Annotated in this window: 14 protein-coding genes; 9 read left to right on the top strand and 5 right to left on the bottom strand. The window is 70.7% G+C overall.

Going from position 1 to position 15,886, the window contains the following annotated elements; translation table 11 throughout:
• Positions 1-90: 90 nt before the first annotated feature.
• Positions 91-2,796, bottom strand: a complete 2,706-nt coding sequence (locus tag OG446_RS26955; RefSeq protein WP_328896447.1) for an AAA family ATPase — start codon at positions 2,794-2,796, stop codon at positions 91-93.
• A 265-nt stretch (positions 2,797-3,061) separates the two neighbouring features.
• On the opposite strand from OG446_RS26955, the gene OG446_RS26960 reads away from it, so the two are divergent.
• Entirely contained in the window at positions 3,062-3,676 is a 615-nt protein-coding gene (locus OG446_RS26960) for a TetR/AcrR family transcriptional regulator (protein WP_328896448.1), read from the top strand.
• Between the two features lie 75 nt (positions 3,677-3,751).
• Here OG446_RS26960 and OG446_RS26965 read toward each other — a convergent pair whose 3' ends face one another.
• The 4 genes from OG446_RS26965 to OG446_RS26980 form a co-directional block, all read right to left on the bottom strand.
• Positions 3,752-4,021: a PqqD family protein gene (locus OG446_RS26965; protein WP_328896449.1), complete on the bottom strand. Its 270-nt coding sequence runs from the start codon at positions 4,019-4,021 to the stop codon at positions 3,752-3,754.
• 386 nt (positions 4,022-4,407) lie between these two features.
• Positions 4,408-5,172, bottom strand: coding sequence for a thioesterase II family protein (locus tag OG446_RS26970; protein WP_328896450.1), 765 nt, complete (start codon positions 5,170-5,172; stop codon positions 4,408-4,410).
• 106 nt (positions 5,173-5,278) lie between these two features.
• The gene (locus OG446_RS26975; RefSeq protein WP_328896451.1) at positions 5,279-5,512 is read right to left on the bottom strand and encodes an acyl-CoA carboxylase subunit epsilon; all 234 of its coding nucleotides are present in this window, start codon (positions 5,510-5,512) and stop codon (positions 5,279-5,281) included.
• Between the two features lie 24 nt (positions 5,513-5,536).
• The gene (locus OG446_RS26980) at positions 5,537-7,147 is read right to left on the bottom strand and encodes an acyl-CoA carboxylase subunit beta (protein WP_328896452.1); all 1,611 of its coding nucleotides are present in this window, start codon (positions 7,145-7,147) and stop codon (positions 5,537-5,539) included.
• Positions 7,148-7,660: 513 nt separating this feature from the next.
• Here OG446_RS26980 and OG446_RS26985 point away from each other — a divergent pair.
• The 8 genes from OG446_RS26985 to OG446_RS27020 all read left to right on the top strand — a co-directional run bounded on the left by OG446_RS26985 (position 7,661) and on the right by OG446_RS27020 (position 15,808).
• A complete protein-coding gene (locus OG446_RS26985; RefSeq protein WP_328898425.1) occupies positions 7,661-8,527 on the top strand; it encodes an ACP S-malonyltransferase in 867 nt (288 codons plus the stop codon).
• A gap of 117 nt (positions 8,528-8,644) precedes the next feature.
• The gene (locus OG446_RS26990; protein WP_328896453.1) at positions 8,645-9,508 is read left to right on the top strand and encodes a sugar phosphate isomerase/epimerase family protein; all 864 of its coding nucleotides are present in this window, start codon (positions 8,645-8,647) and stop codon (positions 9,506-9,508) included.
• A gap of 48 nt (positions 9,509-9,556) precedes the next feature.
• A complete protein-coding gene (locus OG446_RS26995) occupies positions 9,557-10,786 on the top strand; it encodes a cytochrome P450 (protein ID WP_328896454.1) in 1,230 nt (409 codons plus the stop codon).
• A gap of 11 nt (positions 10,787-10,797) precedes the next feature.
• A complete protein-coding gene (locus OG446_RS27000; protein ID WP_219568384.1) occupies positions 10,798-10,992 on the top strand; it encodes a ferredoxin in 195 nt (64 codons plus the stop codon).
• A gap of 169 nt (positions 10,993-11,161) precedes the next feature.
• On the top strand, positions 11,162-12,697 hold the full coding sequence (locus tag OG446_RS27005) for an AMP-binding protein (protein ID WP_328896455.1): 1,536 nt from the start codon (positions 11,162-11,164) through the stop codon (positions 12,695-12,697).
• Positions 12,694-13,956: a type III PLP-dependent enzyme gene (locus OG446_RS27010; RefSeq protein WP_328896456.1), complete on the top strand. Its 1,263-nt coding sequence runs from the start codon at positions 12,694-12,696 to the stop codon at positions 13,954-13,956. Before OG446_RS27005 ends, OG446_RS27010 begins: the two co-directional genes overlap by 4 nt.
• On the top strand, positions 13,953-14,453 hold the full coding sequence (locus OG446_RS27015; RefSeq protein ID WP_328896457.1) for a cobalamin B12-binding domain-containing protein: 501 nt from the start codon (positions 13,953-13,955) through the stop codon (positions 14,451-14,453). The genes OG446_RS27010 and OG446_RS27015 overlap by 4 nt, the downstream gene beginning before the upstream one ends.
• On the top strand, positions 14,450-15,808 hold the full coding sequence (locus OG446_RS27020) for a methylaspartate mutase (protein ID WP_328896458.1): 1,359 nt from the start codon (positions 14,450-14,452) through the stop codon (positions 15,806-15,808). The genes OG446_RS27015 and OG446_RS27020 overlap by 4 nt, the downstream gene beginning before the upstream one ends.
• Positions 15,809-15,886: the final 78 nt, after the last annotated feature.

Consider the following 15,886-nt stretch of genomic DNA (forward strand, 5'->3'; position numbering starts at 1 on the left):
GGAGGTCAGTCCTTCCATCGCGTTGAAGCCGGTTGATCGGACCGGTTCGGCCGATCGGGCTGCCCCGGCCGGCCGGACCGCTTCGGCTCATCAGACCGCTTCGGCCGTGGAGACCGCAAGGTGGAGGTCGACCGGAAGGTCCTGCCGACGCGTGATGTTGAGCTTGCGGTAGACGCGCGTCAGGTGCTGCTCGACGGTGCTGACGGTGATGTGCAGCTTCAGGGAGATCTCCCGGTTGGTGTAGCCGCTCGCCGCGAGAGTGGCCACCCGGCGCTCGGAGTCGCTGAGCTTCGTGTCGAGATCGGAGCGGAACTCCTCCGGGGCGCCGCGCCGGCGCATCCGGTCCTCCGGGCCGAGCTCCGGGCTGAACTCCTCGCACAGCGTCTCGGCACCGCACTCCCGGGCCAGGTTCCAGGCCCTGCGGATCACCGCGTCCGCACGGGCAGGCTCGGCGACCGCCCGCAGGGCGCGGCCCAGCTCCGCGAGTGAACGGGCCAGCTCCACCCGGTCGCCGGACCGGCCGAGCTCGTCGACCGACTGATTGAGCAGGGTGAGCCGCTGGCGCGGATCCGAGGTCACCGCGCGTAGACGCAGGCTGATTCCGCGCACCCAGGGCCGGCGCGCGTCCGGGTCGGCGAACTGCTGCTCCACGAGCGTCCTGGCCCGCTGGGTCTCACCGAGCCGGAACAGTACGTCGGCCGCGTCCGTGCGCCAGGGCAGCATCGCCGGCCGGTCCACGCCCCAGCTCCTGGCGAGCCGGCCCGCTTCCAGGAAGTCGCCCAGGGCGGCGTGAAGCTGATGCGTCGCCATCAGGTAGAGGCCGCGGGCGCGCAGGTAGGAGAGGCCGTGGGTGCTCTTGAACAGCGTGTCCGAGACGGGCTGGTGGAGCTGGCGCGCGACTGCCGCATGGTCCCCCATGAGGGTGCGCGCACGGATCAGGGTGGCGGTCGGGCTCCCGACGAACGCGCTGCTGCTCTGCTCCGGCAGGCAGTCGAGCGCCCGGCACGCGTACTCCTCGGCGGCGTGCAGATCGCTCAGGCGCAGCAGTACCGCCGCGAGAGCCGAGGAGAACAGGGCCTGCCAGGCGGGGGCCTTCTGCCGCTCGGCCTCGGCGATCAGCTCGCGGCAACAGGCGGCGGCCTGCTCCGGGTGACCGAAGTAGGCGAGGGAGCGCAGCGCCCGCATGACCGGTTCCAGCGTGTCGTCGGTGAGGACCGTCGTACGCAGGAAGCGTTCGGCGGCCGTGGTCTCCGTGCCGCTCTCGGTGCCGGGCGCGAGCCGTCCCTCCCCGGGCACTCGCGGAATCTCGGCCCGGGAGCCGGGCGCCCCGGCGTCCTCGTCCGGGCGGGGGCCGAATCCGGTGCGGTCCTGGCCCCCGGTGCTGCTCGCCACGGTCTCCCGGAGGATCCTGGACATCACCTCTCCCGCCTCGGCGACCCGGCCCTGGCAGGTGAGGAGTTCGGCCAGCGGTGCGAGGCGTTCCGCGGCCAGGCGGCCGGCGCGGAGCACTGCGAGCGGAGCGGACAGGTGCTTCTCCGCCCGTCCCGGGTTGACCCGCCAGGTGACGGCCGCGAGCCGGGTCTTGATGTCGGCCCGCTGCTGCTCGTCACGGCTCAGTTCATGGGCGAGTTCGAGTGCTTGGGTGGCCCGGGCAGGGTTGCCGTGCGTCAGCAGGTCCTCGGTGGCCTCCCGCAGCACGTCCACGGCCCAGGGGAGGGCGGTGAGCGATCCGCCCAGCTGGGCTGCGGTGAGCAGGTGTCCGGAAACCCGGGTGACGGATTCGCCCTCGGCGTACAGGAGTTCGCCGGTGCGCAGATGCAGGCCGGCCAGCACATGGGCCGGGACCTGATCGAGGACCGCCCTCTGGGTGTGCGGGTGCGGGAATCGGTGACCGCTGAGGATGCCGGAGGCGGACAGGGAAGCGACCGACTGCGCGGCGGTGAACGCCGGGACGCCCAGGAGTCTGCCGGCCCGTTCCGGGGTGTAGGCGTCGCCCAGCACGGCGAGCGCCGCTCCGAGGTCGAGCATGCGCGGTCCGCTGTGCCGCAGGCACGTCAGGACCGCCTGTCCGAACAGCCCGCCCTGCTCGGGGCGGAAGGCATCGGTGGTGGCCGGCGCGGAACGGTACTCCTCCAGGAGGGCGCGCAGCAGCAGCGGGTTGCCCCCGCTGATCGCGTGCAGCTCGCCCGAGAGCGCCTCGCGCGGTGTGGGGCCGGGGGAGCTGGCCGCGACGCGCCGGCACCCCTCGGGGGTGAGCCGCCGCAGCCGGATGCGCCGCACGTTGCGGCTGCGCAGCAGCTCCGTACCGAACGAGGCGTCCTGGCTGTCCTGGTGCAAGGGCGTCGTGAGCACCAGCAGCATCCGGGTGGCGCGGCTGTGCCGGACGATGTGCTGGAGATAGCGCAGGGAGGCACTGTCCGCGTGCTGCACGTCGTCGACGGAGATCACGACCGGAGTCGTACTGCTCAGCCGCTCCAACGCCGCCTGGAACTCGCGCATCGCGCTGACCTGAGGTTCTCCGTCCGGTGTGGCGGAGACCTCGGGGAGCGCGCCGGGCGGTGCGTCTCCGGTCAGCTGTCGCATCAGGCCCAGGGACAGATCCCGTTCGGTCGGTGAACCGAACGCCCGCAGGATCAGGTCGTCCGCGGCGGCCCATTCGGCGAGGGAGTCGATGAGTTCACTCTTGCCGCATCCCGCGGCTCCCTCGATGACGACGATGCGGGCCGCGCCGCCCCGGCACTCACCGAGTGCGGTGCGCAACGCCCTGACTTCCAGCTCTCTTTCGGCAAATTCCACAGTGTCCCCCGAACCCATGCTGCGCTCCGACCTGTCCCGCATTGGGAAAACGCTTTGATGGAACGTGTGTGGCGTATATGGAACGCGTGTGCGTACGCTACACGCCTATGAGTGTGGCGCACGCTCGACGCATCCTCTAGTGGCCACAAGCTGCACGCTCGGCGAAGCGGCGGCATGTTCGGCATCCACTGGTCAACGCTTAGCCGTTCCAAGGCAGTTGGGTCGGTCTAAGATGCCCGGACGGCTTCGAGGCAAGGGTGGTGCTGTGGGTCACCGTGAAGATCTCCTGGAAGGCGCGAAGCGCTGTCTGCTGGAGAAGGGCTTCGCCCGAACGAGCGCCCGGGACATCGTGGCGGCATCCGGAACCGCCCTGGCGTCCATCGGGTACCACTACGGTTCCAAGGACGCCCTGCTGGTTCAGGCCTACGTGCAGGCGATGCAGGAGTGGGCGGACGAGTTCGGTCCGGGCACCGCGATCGGGGCCGATCTCGAATCCGCGTCGTCGCCGATCGAGCGCTTCGAGCTGGTCTGGAACCGCATCGTCGAGATCTTCCCCGAGCGCAAACCCCTCTGGGCGCTGAGCGTGGAGGTCGCCGTGCATGCGGAGGACCTGCCGCAGATGCGCGAAGGTCTCTCCAGGGCCCAGCCGTTCGGCTGGTCGGCGCTGGTGGCGCTCTTCCATGGCGTGGACGAGAGCGAGGTCGACGAGCAGATGGCGGTCACCCTCGGCCGGTTCTACGCCGCCCTGCTCAACGGTGTGATGTCGCTGTGGCTGTTCTCACCGGAGACCGCGCCCTCGGGGCGTGACCTGGCCGAGGCGATGAGGGCGATCCTGGTACTCCATCAGGGTGCCGCGGCCGGTGCGGGCCCGGCTGTCTGAACGGGGCGGGCCGCAACGGGCGGGAAGGGGCGGTGGGCCGGCGCCCGGCGGCGCGGGCCCCGCGTCGCCGCCGGCTCAGGGCTCGTCGCGGACCAGGCCGGCGTCCCGCAGTTCGCTGACCCAGATGTCCATGTCGGTACGGGTGTTCTCCGGGTCCGTGCACCACAGTTCGGCCAGCATCTCGGCCGCCGGGCCGAGTTGGCCGTTGTGCTGGCGCAAGGCGATCCACATGGCTGCGGCGACGGGGCTGCACCGGTAACTGGCGCCGTCCGCCGCGGTGAGGAATTCGAGGTACCCGTCCTCGGTGACGCGTGACGTGACGCCGTTCTCTGGTCGTACCGGCACTCTGGCCTCCGTAGTCGATAGCCGGTCGGTGACGGCCAACCATGGGAAGGAGGCGTGACCGTATACACGGGGCGGGGATGGGGGTGTCTGTCCGGGCGGGGTGTTTGCGGGTTCCGACCGGGACTGCCTCGCACATCGGCTCTTGAGGGCGGACTGCCCGATGCCGCGATAGACGTTAGTCTAGTACGGTCGTCTAGATTCTGGTGAGGGAAGCACAACTCTGTCCGGAATGCATTGCCCGGTACATGAAGTACGCCTGCCCCGGAGGTGATTCCGGGGCAGGCGGGAGCGGTTCCGGGGAGGGATGCCGGCCGTCGGCGTCCCGTACGGGAATCACCCGGGTGTGACCGGGAGGGAAGGGCGGACGGAGCGCCGCTCCCCGCCGTTCACGTTCCGACCGTCAGCGCGCTCGTGCGGGCGCGGATCAGGTCGAGGACCGGGGACACTTGGGAGTCGAGGAAGAAGTGGCCGCCGGGGAACACCTTCAGCTCGAACGAGCCCGTGGTGTGCTCGCGCCACGCAGCCGCCTCGTCGACCGTCACCTGCTGATCGGTGTCACCGACGAGCGCCACGACGTCCAGACCGAGCGGCGGCCCCGGCCGGTAGCGGTAGGTCTCCGCGGCCTTGTAGTCGCTGCGGATCGCCGGAAGGATCATGCGCAGGATCTCGGGATCGCCGAGCACCGCGGCGTCCGTGCCGCTCAGCTGGGTGATGTCGGCGATCAGGCGGTCGTCGTCCGCCAGATGCACGCGCTCGTCGCGCACCCGGGAGGGTGCCCGGCGGCCGGAGGCGAACAGCGTCCCCGGTGAGGTCCCCGCGGCCTCCAGCCGGCGGGCCACCTCGAACGCGAGCGTGGCTCCCATGCTGTGGCCGAACAGGGTCAGGGGCAGGTCCTTCCAGGGGCCCAGCTCCTCCACGACCAGATCGGCGAGTTCCTCGATGTCCTCGACGCAGGGTTCCTGCCTCCGGTCCTGGCGGCCCGGGTACTGGATCGCGAGAACGTCGATCGCCGGGGACAGCGCACGGGCCACCGGGAAGTAGTAGGTGGCCGATCCGCCCGCGTGCGGGAAGCAGACCAGGCGGGTGCGTGCCCCGGGGGCCGGATGGAAACGCCGGATCCAGGGTCCGGTCTCCCGTGAGTCGTCCCTCATCAGTGCTCTACATCCTTCTTCTGCGGCTGTGACTGCGGCTGTGACTGCGGCTGTGACTGCGGCTGTGGTCGTCGGGTCGGGTCCGGCGGGGGCCGGCGCCCTCGTCTCATCGCGCCGCCCAGCTTCCGGGGGGCCGGTAGTGCAGCGGCGTGTTCTGCCAGGGGGCCACGCCCCGCCCGGCTTCCGGGCGGTCCGCCGGAGCGCGGCGCAGGCTCAGCAGCGCGGCGGTCACCGCGGCGATCTCCTCGGCGGACGGCGCACCACCGAGGAAGCGCAGCACCGGTCCGGCGTGGTCCGGGTCCGCGGCTCCGGACACGGGGGAGCAGGGGGCAGTGGTCATGGGTTCGGTCACTCCTCACAGGACTCAGGTCGGGGGGTTGCCGTGCTTGCGGGCCGGGACGGGCGCGTCCTTGGTCCGCAGCATCGCCAGGGAACGCACCAGCACCGCGCGGGTCTCGGCCGGATCGATCACGTCGTCGACCAGGCCGCGCTCGGCCGCGTAGTACGGGTGCATCAGCTCCTGCTGGTACTCCTTGATCCGCTGCTCGCGAGCCGCCGCGGGATCCGGCGCGGCGGCGATCTCCCGGCGGAAGACGATGTTCGCCGCGCCCTCCGCGCCCATCACCGCGATCTCGTTGGTCGGCCACGCGAAGGACAGGTCGGCTCCGATGGAACGCGAGTCCATCACGATGTACGCCCCGCCGTACGCCTTGCGCAGGATGACCTGGACGCGGGGGACGGTCGCGTCGCAGTAGGCGTAGAGCAGCTTCGCGCCGTGCCGAATGATGCCCTGGTGCTCCTGGTCGGTGCCCGGCAGGAAGCCGGGCACGTCGACGAGGGTGATCAGGGGGATGCTGAACGCGTCGCAGGTCTGGACGAACCGCGCCGCCTTCTCCGAGGCGTGGATGTCCAGCACTCCGGCCTGCGACGCGGGCTGGTTCGCCACGATGCCGACCGTGTGGCCGTCCAGCCGGGCGAGCGCACAGATGATGTTGGTGGCCCACTGGGCGTGGACCTCGAAGAAGTCCTCGTCGTCGACGATCTCCCGGATCACCGCGCGCATGTCGTACGACTGGTTGGCATGATGCGGAACCAGGCTCAACAGCGCTTCGCACCGCCGGTCCGCGGGGTCGTCGGTCGGTGCCTCGGGCGGGAGTTCGCGGTTGTTCGCGGGCAGCAGGGAGAGCAGGTGCCTGACTTCGTCCAGGCACTCCGCCTCGTCGTCGTACACGAAGCCGGCCGCGCCGGAGACCGTCCCGTGGACCTCCGCCCCACCGAGCTGCTCGTGCGTCACGCGTTCGTTCGTGACGGCCTGGACCACATCCGGCCCGGTGATGTACATCTGCGAGATGTCCCGCACCATGAAGACGAAATCGGTGAGCGCCGGCGAGTAGGTGGCACCACCCGCGCACGGCCCGAGGATCACGCTGATCTGGGGGATCACCCCGGAGGCCCGCACATTGCGGCGGAAGATCCCGCCGTATCCGGCGAGCGCCGTCACGCCCTCCTGGATCCGGGCCCCGGCACCGTCGCTCAGCCCCACCAACGGCGCGCCGGACGAGATCGCCAGGTCCATCACCTTGTGGATCTTCTGCGCGTGCGCCTCGCCCAGCGAGCCACCGAAGACCCTGAAGTCATGCGCGTACGCGAACACCGTACGTCCGTGCACCAGGCCCCATCCGGTGATCACCCCGTCCCCGCTCGGCCGCCGGTGCTCCAGGCCGAAGCCCGTGGACCGATGCCGCCGCAGCGACTCCACCTCCTGGAACGTCCCCGCGTCGAAGAGCAGCTCCAGCCGTTCGGGGGCGGTCAACTTGCCCCGTGCGTGCTGCTGTTCCGTGGAGCGCGGGCCCATCCCCTCGCGCGCCGCCCTCTTCAGCTCCGCCGCCTGCGCCACCAGTGAGCGCAGATCGGGCTGGGACTCCGGGGCGTTGTCACCACCGTTGTTCGACGGGGCGTCCTGAATCACTGTCATGGTCCCACCCATCCAAGGCTCGACGGTGCGCGGTGGATGCTCGCACCGGCGCCGGAATCGGGATAACCGTCCCTCATTGAAGACCCGGTGCGATCCCCGTGCCCTCCCCTAAGTTGTCCGGCACCCCCCTAAGGGCTGTCCCGACAGCCGTCGCCCTCTCGCGGCCCCCACCCGCCGGCCCGGCCGCTCCGGACCCAGGACCCTTAGGGGCTCTACGGGGCCTCGCCGGGTGGAGGCGAAGTGCCTTTACACCGCCTGGTCGACGAGGTGTCCGGTGTCCAGTGCGGCCTGCTGTCAACGGAATTGGGACCCGGGAACCTTAGGGGTTTTGGCGGCGGCGGGCAGACCTCAGCCTGGATCCCGACCGGTTCGGAAACGAAGCGCCCGACGGGCTGATCGCTCAGGGAACGACGTGCTGAAGGGCAGGACACCATGAGACACGACTTCCGCACCGGCGGTGCGCTGGTCTTTCCCGGCATGAGCCCCACGCGCTTCCAGGACTCGGCCAAGTTCATGCTGATCAACCCGGTGGCCCGGCGGCTCGTCGCCGAGGCCGACGACGCGCTCGGCTACTCGCTCGTCGACCGTTACCGCGACACCGAAGGTGACTACAGCGAATACGCCCAGGTCGCCTTCCTCGTCAACTGCCTGGCCCTCGCCGCCTGGGCGCAGGACCGGTTCGACCCGCAGCCCGGGCTCTGCGTCGGCCCCAGCTTCGGCGGCAAGACCGCGGCGGCCCACACGGGCGTCCTGGACTTCGCCGACGCGGTCCGCCTGACCGCCGGCTGGGCCAGGCTCCTGGAGTCCTGGTTCGCCGAGAACCACCGCGATGTCGTCACCCACTCCTTCACGCGCGTCCCGGGCTCCGAACTGGACCGGGTGCTCGCCGAACTCGACGAGCGCGGTGAGTGGTACGAGATCGCCTGCCACGTCGACGAGGACTTCTACATGGTGTCGTTGCGCGAGTCCGTGCTGGAGTGGCTCGGCAAGCGGCTGCGTTCGGTGGGCGGGCTGCCGCTGTACACGATGCGGCCGCCCATGCACGCGAGCGTCTTCGCCCCTCTGCGCCGGCGGGCCGAGGAAGAGCTCTTCGCCCCGCTGACCTTCCACGATCCCCGGATACCGGTCGTCGCCGACCAGGACGGCACCCTGCTGACCACGGGCGACCAGGTCCGCACCATGCTGCTGGACGGCTTCGTCCGTCCGGTCCGTTGGCCCGCCGTCGTCGACGCCCTGCGCCGCAACGGCGTCGGCAAGCTGTACGTCGCAGGCCCCGACAGCCTCTTCGGCCGCGTTCCCGTCACCACCGGGAACTTCGACGTCGTCGCCGTGGACCCGAGGACGGCGCTCCAGCCCGTCCGCCGCAGCCTGGCCGCCTGAGGCGAGGCCCGGTCACCCCGGACCCGACGCACCTCCGGTGGGACGCGCCCAGGCCGGCGCCGCGCCCCTGCCGCCTCCATCAGGACCGGCCGAGGACTTTCGAGCGAGAGGTACACCATGACCCTTCTGACCAGGACCGACCTGGGATTTGCCTATCTGCACCTGACCGGGTCGGTCTGGCAGGAGCCGGTGCGGTACACGCTGGAGGAACGGCTGGCGGCGCTGGCCGAGAACAACTGCGTCTCGATGGGAATGAGCGTCGAGGAGCTGGAGGCGTTCCTCGCCGACCACTCGGCGGACAAGCTGCGTGGCCTGCTCTCCGAGTACGGGGTCCGGCTGCACGAGCTGGAGGTCCTGTTCGGCTGGAACGCCGGACCGGAGGAGAGCGGCCCCGCCCTGGAGTCGGAAACCCGTCTCTTCGAGCTGGCGGGGCTGGCCGGCATTCCCGCAGTCAAGTCCTGCGCCGTCTACCCGACCGGCGTGGAGATGCCGCCCACCGAGGTCCTCGCCGAGCGCTTCGGCGCGATGTGCGACCGCGCGGCCGCACGTGGGCTGAACGTCTCCCTCGAAGCGATGGCCGTGATGCCCGGCTTCACCTACCAGGTCGCCTCCGACGTCATCGTCGCCGCCGACCGCCCCAACGCCGGTCTGCTCATCGACATGTGGCACCTCTTCCGTGACCCGACGGGCGTCGGCTCGGTCGATCAGCTCACGGGCGCGCAGATCGCGGGCGTGGAATTCGGCGACGCCCCGCGCACCCCGTCCCCCGACGTCATGAACGAGGTACTCAGCGGCCGCCTGCTGCCCGGTGACGGCGATTTCGACATCACCGGACTGCTGCGCACGCTGGACGCCAAGGGCGTCGACGTCACCCCGTCCGTGGAGGTCCTCTCCGCCGACCTGCGCGACCTGCCGCTCAGCGAGAACATCGCCCGCACCGCCGCCGCCGTGCGCGCCGCCCTCGAGAAGGCCCGTGGCTGAGTGCGCCACCCCCACCCACCGAGCGCAGAGACCTCTGGAGAAGGAACCATGTCCGATCTCGTCGACGCATGTCCGCACGCCCAGCCCCGCCCCTTCCCCCTGGAGCGCACCGGCTGCCCCCTGGACCCCGCACCGGAGTACGCGGTGCTGCGGGAGACCGAGCCGGTCTCCCGGGTCAAGCTCAGGTTCAACGGCCGTGAGGCCTGGCTCCTCACCCGGTACGAGGACGTCCGGCAGATGCTGGTCGACCCCCGGTTCAGCTCCAACATGGCCGACCCCGGCTACCCGCTCCAGTTCCACTTCCCCATGGAACTGCTCGGCAAGGTCAAGCCCGCGCTGCTCCACATGGACCCGCCGGAGCACACCGCGCACCGCATGATGCTGATGCCGGAGCTCAGTGTGAAGCGCGTCGAGGCGATGCGGCCGCGCACCCAGGAGATCGTCGACGAGTGCATCGACGCGATGCTGGAGCGGGGCGGCCCGGTCGACCTGGTGTCCATGCTGTCGATGCCCGTGCCGTCCATCGGCATGTGCGAGCTGACCGGCGTCCCGCACGAGTCGCGCGACCTGTTCCACCGCTGGGTCACCCTCCTCGTCACCCAGGGCAGCGCCGAGGAGCACGCCACGGCCAATGCCGAGGTCGAGGTGCTCCTCTACGAGCTCATCGCCGAGCGCCAGAAGAACCCCGGGGACGACCTGATCAGCAGTCTGCTCCAGCGCAACGGGGAGAAGAACGAGCTGGAACCGGCCGACATCAGCGCACTCGTACGGGCCATGATCGCCGCCGGCCACGAGAGCACCGTCAACGGCATCTCCATCGGCGCCCTCGTTCTCCTCCAGCACCCCGAGCAGGCCGACTGGCTCCGCGAGCACCCCGAGCTGTCGGGCCAGGCCGTCGACGAGCTGTCGCGCTACTCCAGCATCTCCGATCACGGCACCGTCCGCGTCGCGCTGGAGGACGCCGAGATCGGCGGCCAGCTGATCCGCAAGGGCGAGGGCGTCATCTGCTCGCTCTCCGCCTCCAATCACGACCCGGCGGTCTTCAAGGACCCCAACACCCTGGACCTGACCCGCCGCGAGGCACGCCACAACGTGGCGTTCGGCTTCGGACGCCACCAGTGCGCGGGCCAGATGCTCGTCCGCATGCAGCTGGAGGTCGTCTTCACGACCCTGCTGCGGCGCATCCCCGGACTGCGTCTCGACGCGGCCCTGGGCGAACTGCCCTTCAAGGCCAACGCCCTCATCGACGGCGTCCACGAGCTGCCGGTGACCTGGTAAAGGAGTTTTCCATGCGTGTGATCGTCGACAAAGAGCGTTGTGTCGCGGCCGGTTCCTGTGTGATCACCTCGCCCGCCGTCTTCGACCAGAACGACGAGGACGGCAAGGTCGTACTGCTGATCGAGACCCCGGACGAGAAGCTGCGCGAGGAAGTCCTGGAGTCCGTCAACGTGTGCCCGGTCGCGGCGCTGAGCGTCGCCGACTAGCTCCTCTCGTTTGGGATTCGACCACCCCCCCCGGAAGCCGGGGCACGGGCCCACCCCCTCCGGGCCCGTGCCCCGGCCGCACCGGGGTCTCACCACCCCGAAGAGCCCGGCCCCGTCGCGCGACGGCGTGGCCCGCTCGCCACCCACTCCCGAAAGCGACGTTGGAACCGTGGAGAATCCGAACACCACCTGCGCGCCGACGGCGCACGGGAACGGCGGGACGGTCCATTCCCTGCTCGACGACGCGGCCGCGGACACCCCGGACGGGCAGTGTCTGCGCGACGCCGCCGGTGAGGTGACGTACCGGCGGATGGCCGAACTCAGTCACGGCTTCGCCGTCTGGCTCAGCGAGCAGGGCGCGGCACGCGGTGACCGGCTGCTCGTGCAGATCCCCAGCCGGCGCGAGCTCGTGGCCATGGTCTACGGGGCCTCGCGCCTCGGTGTGATCCTGGTACCGCTCAACCCCGCGATGAAGGAGTACCACCTCCGGTCCGTCATCGAGGACGCCGAACCCTCCCTGATCATCGGCGACGGCCCCACCACCGAGGTCCTCGGCCGGGCCGCCGCTCTCCCCGTGCACGACCTCACGGCGATCTGGCCGCACGTCGAGGAGGCCGCGGGACGCCCGGCGCCCCCGCCCCTCGGCATCAGCGCGGACGACACCGCGTTCCTCGTCTACACCTCCGGCAGCACCGCCGCCCCCAAGGCGGTCGTGTGCCCGCACGCGCAGGTCACCTTCGCCTCCCGCGCCATCCAGGAGGTGCTGGGCTACCGCCCCGACGACGTCGTCTTCTGCCGCTTCCCGATCTCCTGGGACTACGGCCTGTACAAGGTGCTGCTCGCCTGCCTCGGACGCTCCCAACTGGTCCTGGACGGCGGCGAGTCCGACCTCGTACTGCTGCGGCGGATGCGCGAGACCGGTGCCACCGTGGTCCCCATCGTGCCGTCGCTGGCCACGATGATCGGCACCCTCGCCGCGCGCGACGCCCAGGACCCGCCCCCCGTGAGGATGTTCACCAACACCGGCGCGGCGCTTCCCGACCACGCGGTCACCGCCCTGCGCGAGGCGTTCCCCGGAGTGCAGGTGGTCCGCCAGTTCGGCCAGACCGAGTGCAAGCGCGTCAGCATCATGCCGCCGGACGAGGAACACCAGCGCCCCGGGTCGGTGGGGCTGCCGCTCCCCGGCACCACCGTCCTGATCCTCGACGCCGAGGGCCGGCCCCTCCCGGCGGGCGAGACCGGCGAGATCGTCGCCGCGGGACCGCACGTCATGCCCGGCTACTGGCGTCGCCCCGAACTCTCGGCGCGCACCTTCCGCCCCGACCCGGACAGCGGGGCGCTGCGGCTGCACACCGGCGACTACGGCCGGCTCGACGAGGACGGCTACCTCTACTTCGAGGGCCGCCGCGACGACATGTTCAAGCGCAAGGGCATCCGGATGAGCACGGTGGAGATCGAGGCCGCCGCCATGGACATACCCGGCGTGCGCACCGCCACGGCGCTGCCGCCCACCGACACCCGCGACCTGGTCATCTTCGCCGAGACGGATCTGGCTCCCCACACCGTTCTCAAGGAACTGGCCGAGCGTCTGGAGTCGGCCAAGGTGCCCGCCCTGTGCCGCGTCCTGGACGAACTGCCGCTGAGCCTGCACGGGAAGAACGCCCGGCAGGCACTGACCGAGATGATCGACGGGGAAGGGCGATGAGCCGATACCAGGCACTGGCCGAACGCTTCGGCACACCTCTGTACGTGTACGACCTCGACGAGGTCGACGCGGCACGTCAGCAGCTGCTCGAAGCCCTGCCCGAGGAGTTCACCCTCTTCTACGCCCTCAAGGCCAACCCGCACCCGGACCTGGTCCGGGCCCTGCGCGAGGGCGAAGGCCGCCACTGCCGGCCCGAGATCAGCTCCACCGGCGAACTGGAGTCCGCCCTCGCCGCAGGGTTCCGCGGCGAGGACTGCCTCTACACCGGCCCCGGCAAGACCCCGGGCGAGCTGGCCGAGGCGATCCGGCTGGGAGTCCGCGTCTTCTCCACCGACTCGGTCTCCGACGTCCGCCACGTGGCCGACGCGGCCCTGGCGAACGGTGCGACCGCCGACTGCCTGCTGCGCGTCAACAGCGCCACCGCCAGCGCCACCAGCAGCATCCGGATGACCGGCACCCCCTCGCAGTTCGGCTTCGACAGCGAGACCCTGGCCGGTGTCCTCCCCGAACTGCGCACGATCGCGGGCATCCGCATCACGGGGATGCACTTCTTCCCGCTGAGCAACGCCAAGGACGAGGAGAGCCTCGTCGGCGAGTTCCGGCACACCATCGAGCTGGCCGCCCGCCTCCAGGACGAACTGGACCTCCCCCTGCGCTTCCTCGACATCGGCGGAGGCTTCACCGTGCCCTACGCCGTTCCCGGTGGCCGGGGCGCGTACCCCAAGCTGCGCGGCGAACTCGCGGCCGCGCTGGACACGCACTTCCCCCAGTGGCGGACCGAGGGCCCCGAGCTCGCCTGCGAGTCGGGCCGCTACCTCGTCGGGGCGAGCGGCACGCTGGTCGCCTCGGTCAGCAACGTCAAGGTCAGCCGCGGCCGCAAGTTCGTCATCCTCGACGCGGGCATCAACACCTTCGGCGGCATGTCGGGCCTCGGCCGGCTGCTGCCCGTCGCCGTCGGGACCGAATCGGGGGAGTGCGTCGAATCCGCCAGTCTGGTGGGCCCGTTGTGCACCCCCGGTGACATCCTCGGCCGCGAGATAGACCTGCCGGCCCTCGCCCCGGGCGATCTGGTGACGATCCCCAACGCCGGTGCCTACGGGCCGACCGCCAGCCTGCTGATGTTCCTGGGCCGCCCGGCCCCCACGGAGGTGGTGGTGCGGGGCGACACGGTGCTGTCCGTCTCCCGGATCGAGCACAGCCGCTCCTACGCGGCCGTGGACGGAACGTCCGCGCGCACCGCTGCGGGAGAGGCGGAGTGAGCGCCGGCCTGATGCACGGCGCCACGGACACCGTGAGCCCGGCGGGCGGCCGACGCGGCACCGTGGTCGTCACGACCGTGGCCTCCGACTCGCACACCTGGAACCTCGTCTTCCTCCAGCTGCTCATCGAGGAGCTGGGCTACGAGGTCATCAACCTCGGCCCGTGCGTCCCGGACCAGGTCCTCATCGACGCCTGCCGGGAGACGGCCCCCGACCTGGTGGTGATCAGCAGCGTCAACGGGCACGGCCACCAGGACGGCCTGCGCGTCATCGACGCGCTGCGCGCCTGCGGTGAACTGGCCTCGACCCCGGTGGTCATCGGCGGCAAGCTCGGCGTCGCGGGGCAGCAGAGCGACGCGGCGATCGGCGAGCTGATGTCCGCCGGATTCGATGCCGTCTTCGACGACTCCTCCACCACCACGCGGGAGTTCAGCCGGTTCGTCGGCGCGCTGCCCGCGGCCGCCCGTCCCCTGGAACGTACCGAGGTCGTGGCGTGAGACCGGGCGCGCACCCGCTCCGGCGGACGGCCGAGGGCGCGCGCCCGGTGGACTTCGGAGCCTTCGTCCGCGCGAGAAGCCGGACCGGCGACCTGGTGGTCCAGCCCCGCATGGGGTTCAGCGACCCCGGCACCATGCGCGCGGGGCTGGCCGCCACCCGCGCCGCCGACGCCACGACGGTCGGCACCATCACCCTCGACAGCTATACGAGGGTCGGTGAACTCGCCTCCGTGGACTCGGCCCTGAGATCCGGTGCGAAGCTCAACGGATACCCCATCGTCACCTACGACCGGGCCGTGACCGGGCAGGTCCTCGCGGGCATCAGGGACGAGACGTTCCCGGTCCAGGTCAGGCACGGATCGGCGGTTCCCGGGGACATCTTCGCCGCGCTGCGCAGGACGCTGATCAATGCCACGGAGGGCGGCCCCGTCTCCTACTGCCTCCCCTACGGACGGACTCCGCTGGACGAGTCCGTACGGAACTGGGTCCGCTGCACCGAGGATTTCGCGCAGCTGCGGGAATCGGGAGTGGAACCCCATCTGGAGACGTTCGGCGGCTGCATGCTGGGCCAATTGTGCCCACCCAGTCAGCTGGTGGCGATCAGTCTGCTCGAAGCGCTGTTCTTCTGCCAGCACGGAATACGCAGTGTGTCGCTCAGTTATGCCCAGCAGACCCATCCGGGCCAGGACCGGGAAGCGGTCGCGGCTCTGCGGAGGCTCTGCGGCGAATTGCTTCCGACACCCAACTGGCACGTGGTCATCTACGCCTACATGGGCGTGTACCCGACCACGGACGAGGGGGCCTACCGGCTGCTCGACGAGGCGGCACGGCTCGCTGTCACCTCCGGGTCGGAGCGGCTCATCGTGAAGACCGTGGCGGAGTCCCGCCGGATCCCGACCGTCGCGGAGAACGTCGCCGCACTCGAGGCGGCGGCCCTGACCGCGAGGGCGGCGCGGGCCGGCGCCCCTGCCCCCGCCGAGTCCGACTCGCAGACATACCTGGAGGCCAGAGCGCTGATCGAGGGCGTACTCGAACTGTCCACCGACATCGGGCACGCATTCGAACTCGCCTTCAGGCAGGGGGCCCTGGACATCCCCTACTGCCTGCACCCGGACAACCACGGCCGGGCCCGCAGCTACATCGACGGCGACGGCCGGCTGCGGTGGGCAGGCATCGGGAGGCTGCCGCTGGCCGGGCTCGTCGGCCCGGCCCGCACCCGGGAGGTCACCGCGTCGGGACTGATCGCCGACCTCTCCTACGTACAAAGGGCGTTCGACAGGACGGCGCTGGAATCCGGTGGTGTCCGGGACCGTGACCGCGCGGATATCGCGCCGGCGGATTCCGGTTCCTCTTAGGGGGGCTCTAGGGGCTGTGCGCGGCCCTTCGCCTTCATAGCGTGACCCGCAGTGGTGCGGTTCCTTGGTGAATTCAGT

Origin of the sequence: Streptomyces sp. NBC_00236 (assembly GCF_036195045.1) — a bacterium.
GTDB lineage: Bacteria > Actinomycetota > Actinomycetes > Streptomycetales > Streptomycetaceae > Streptomyces.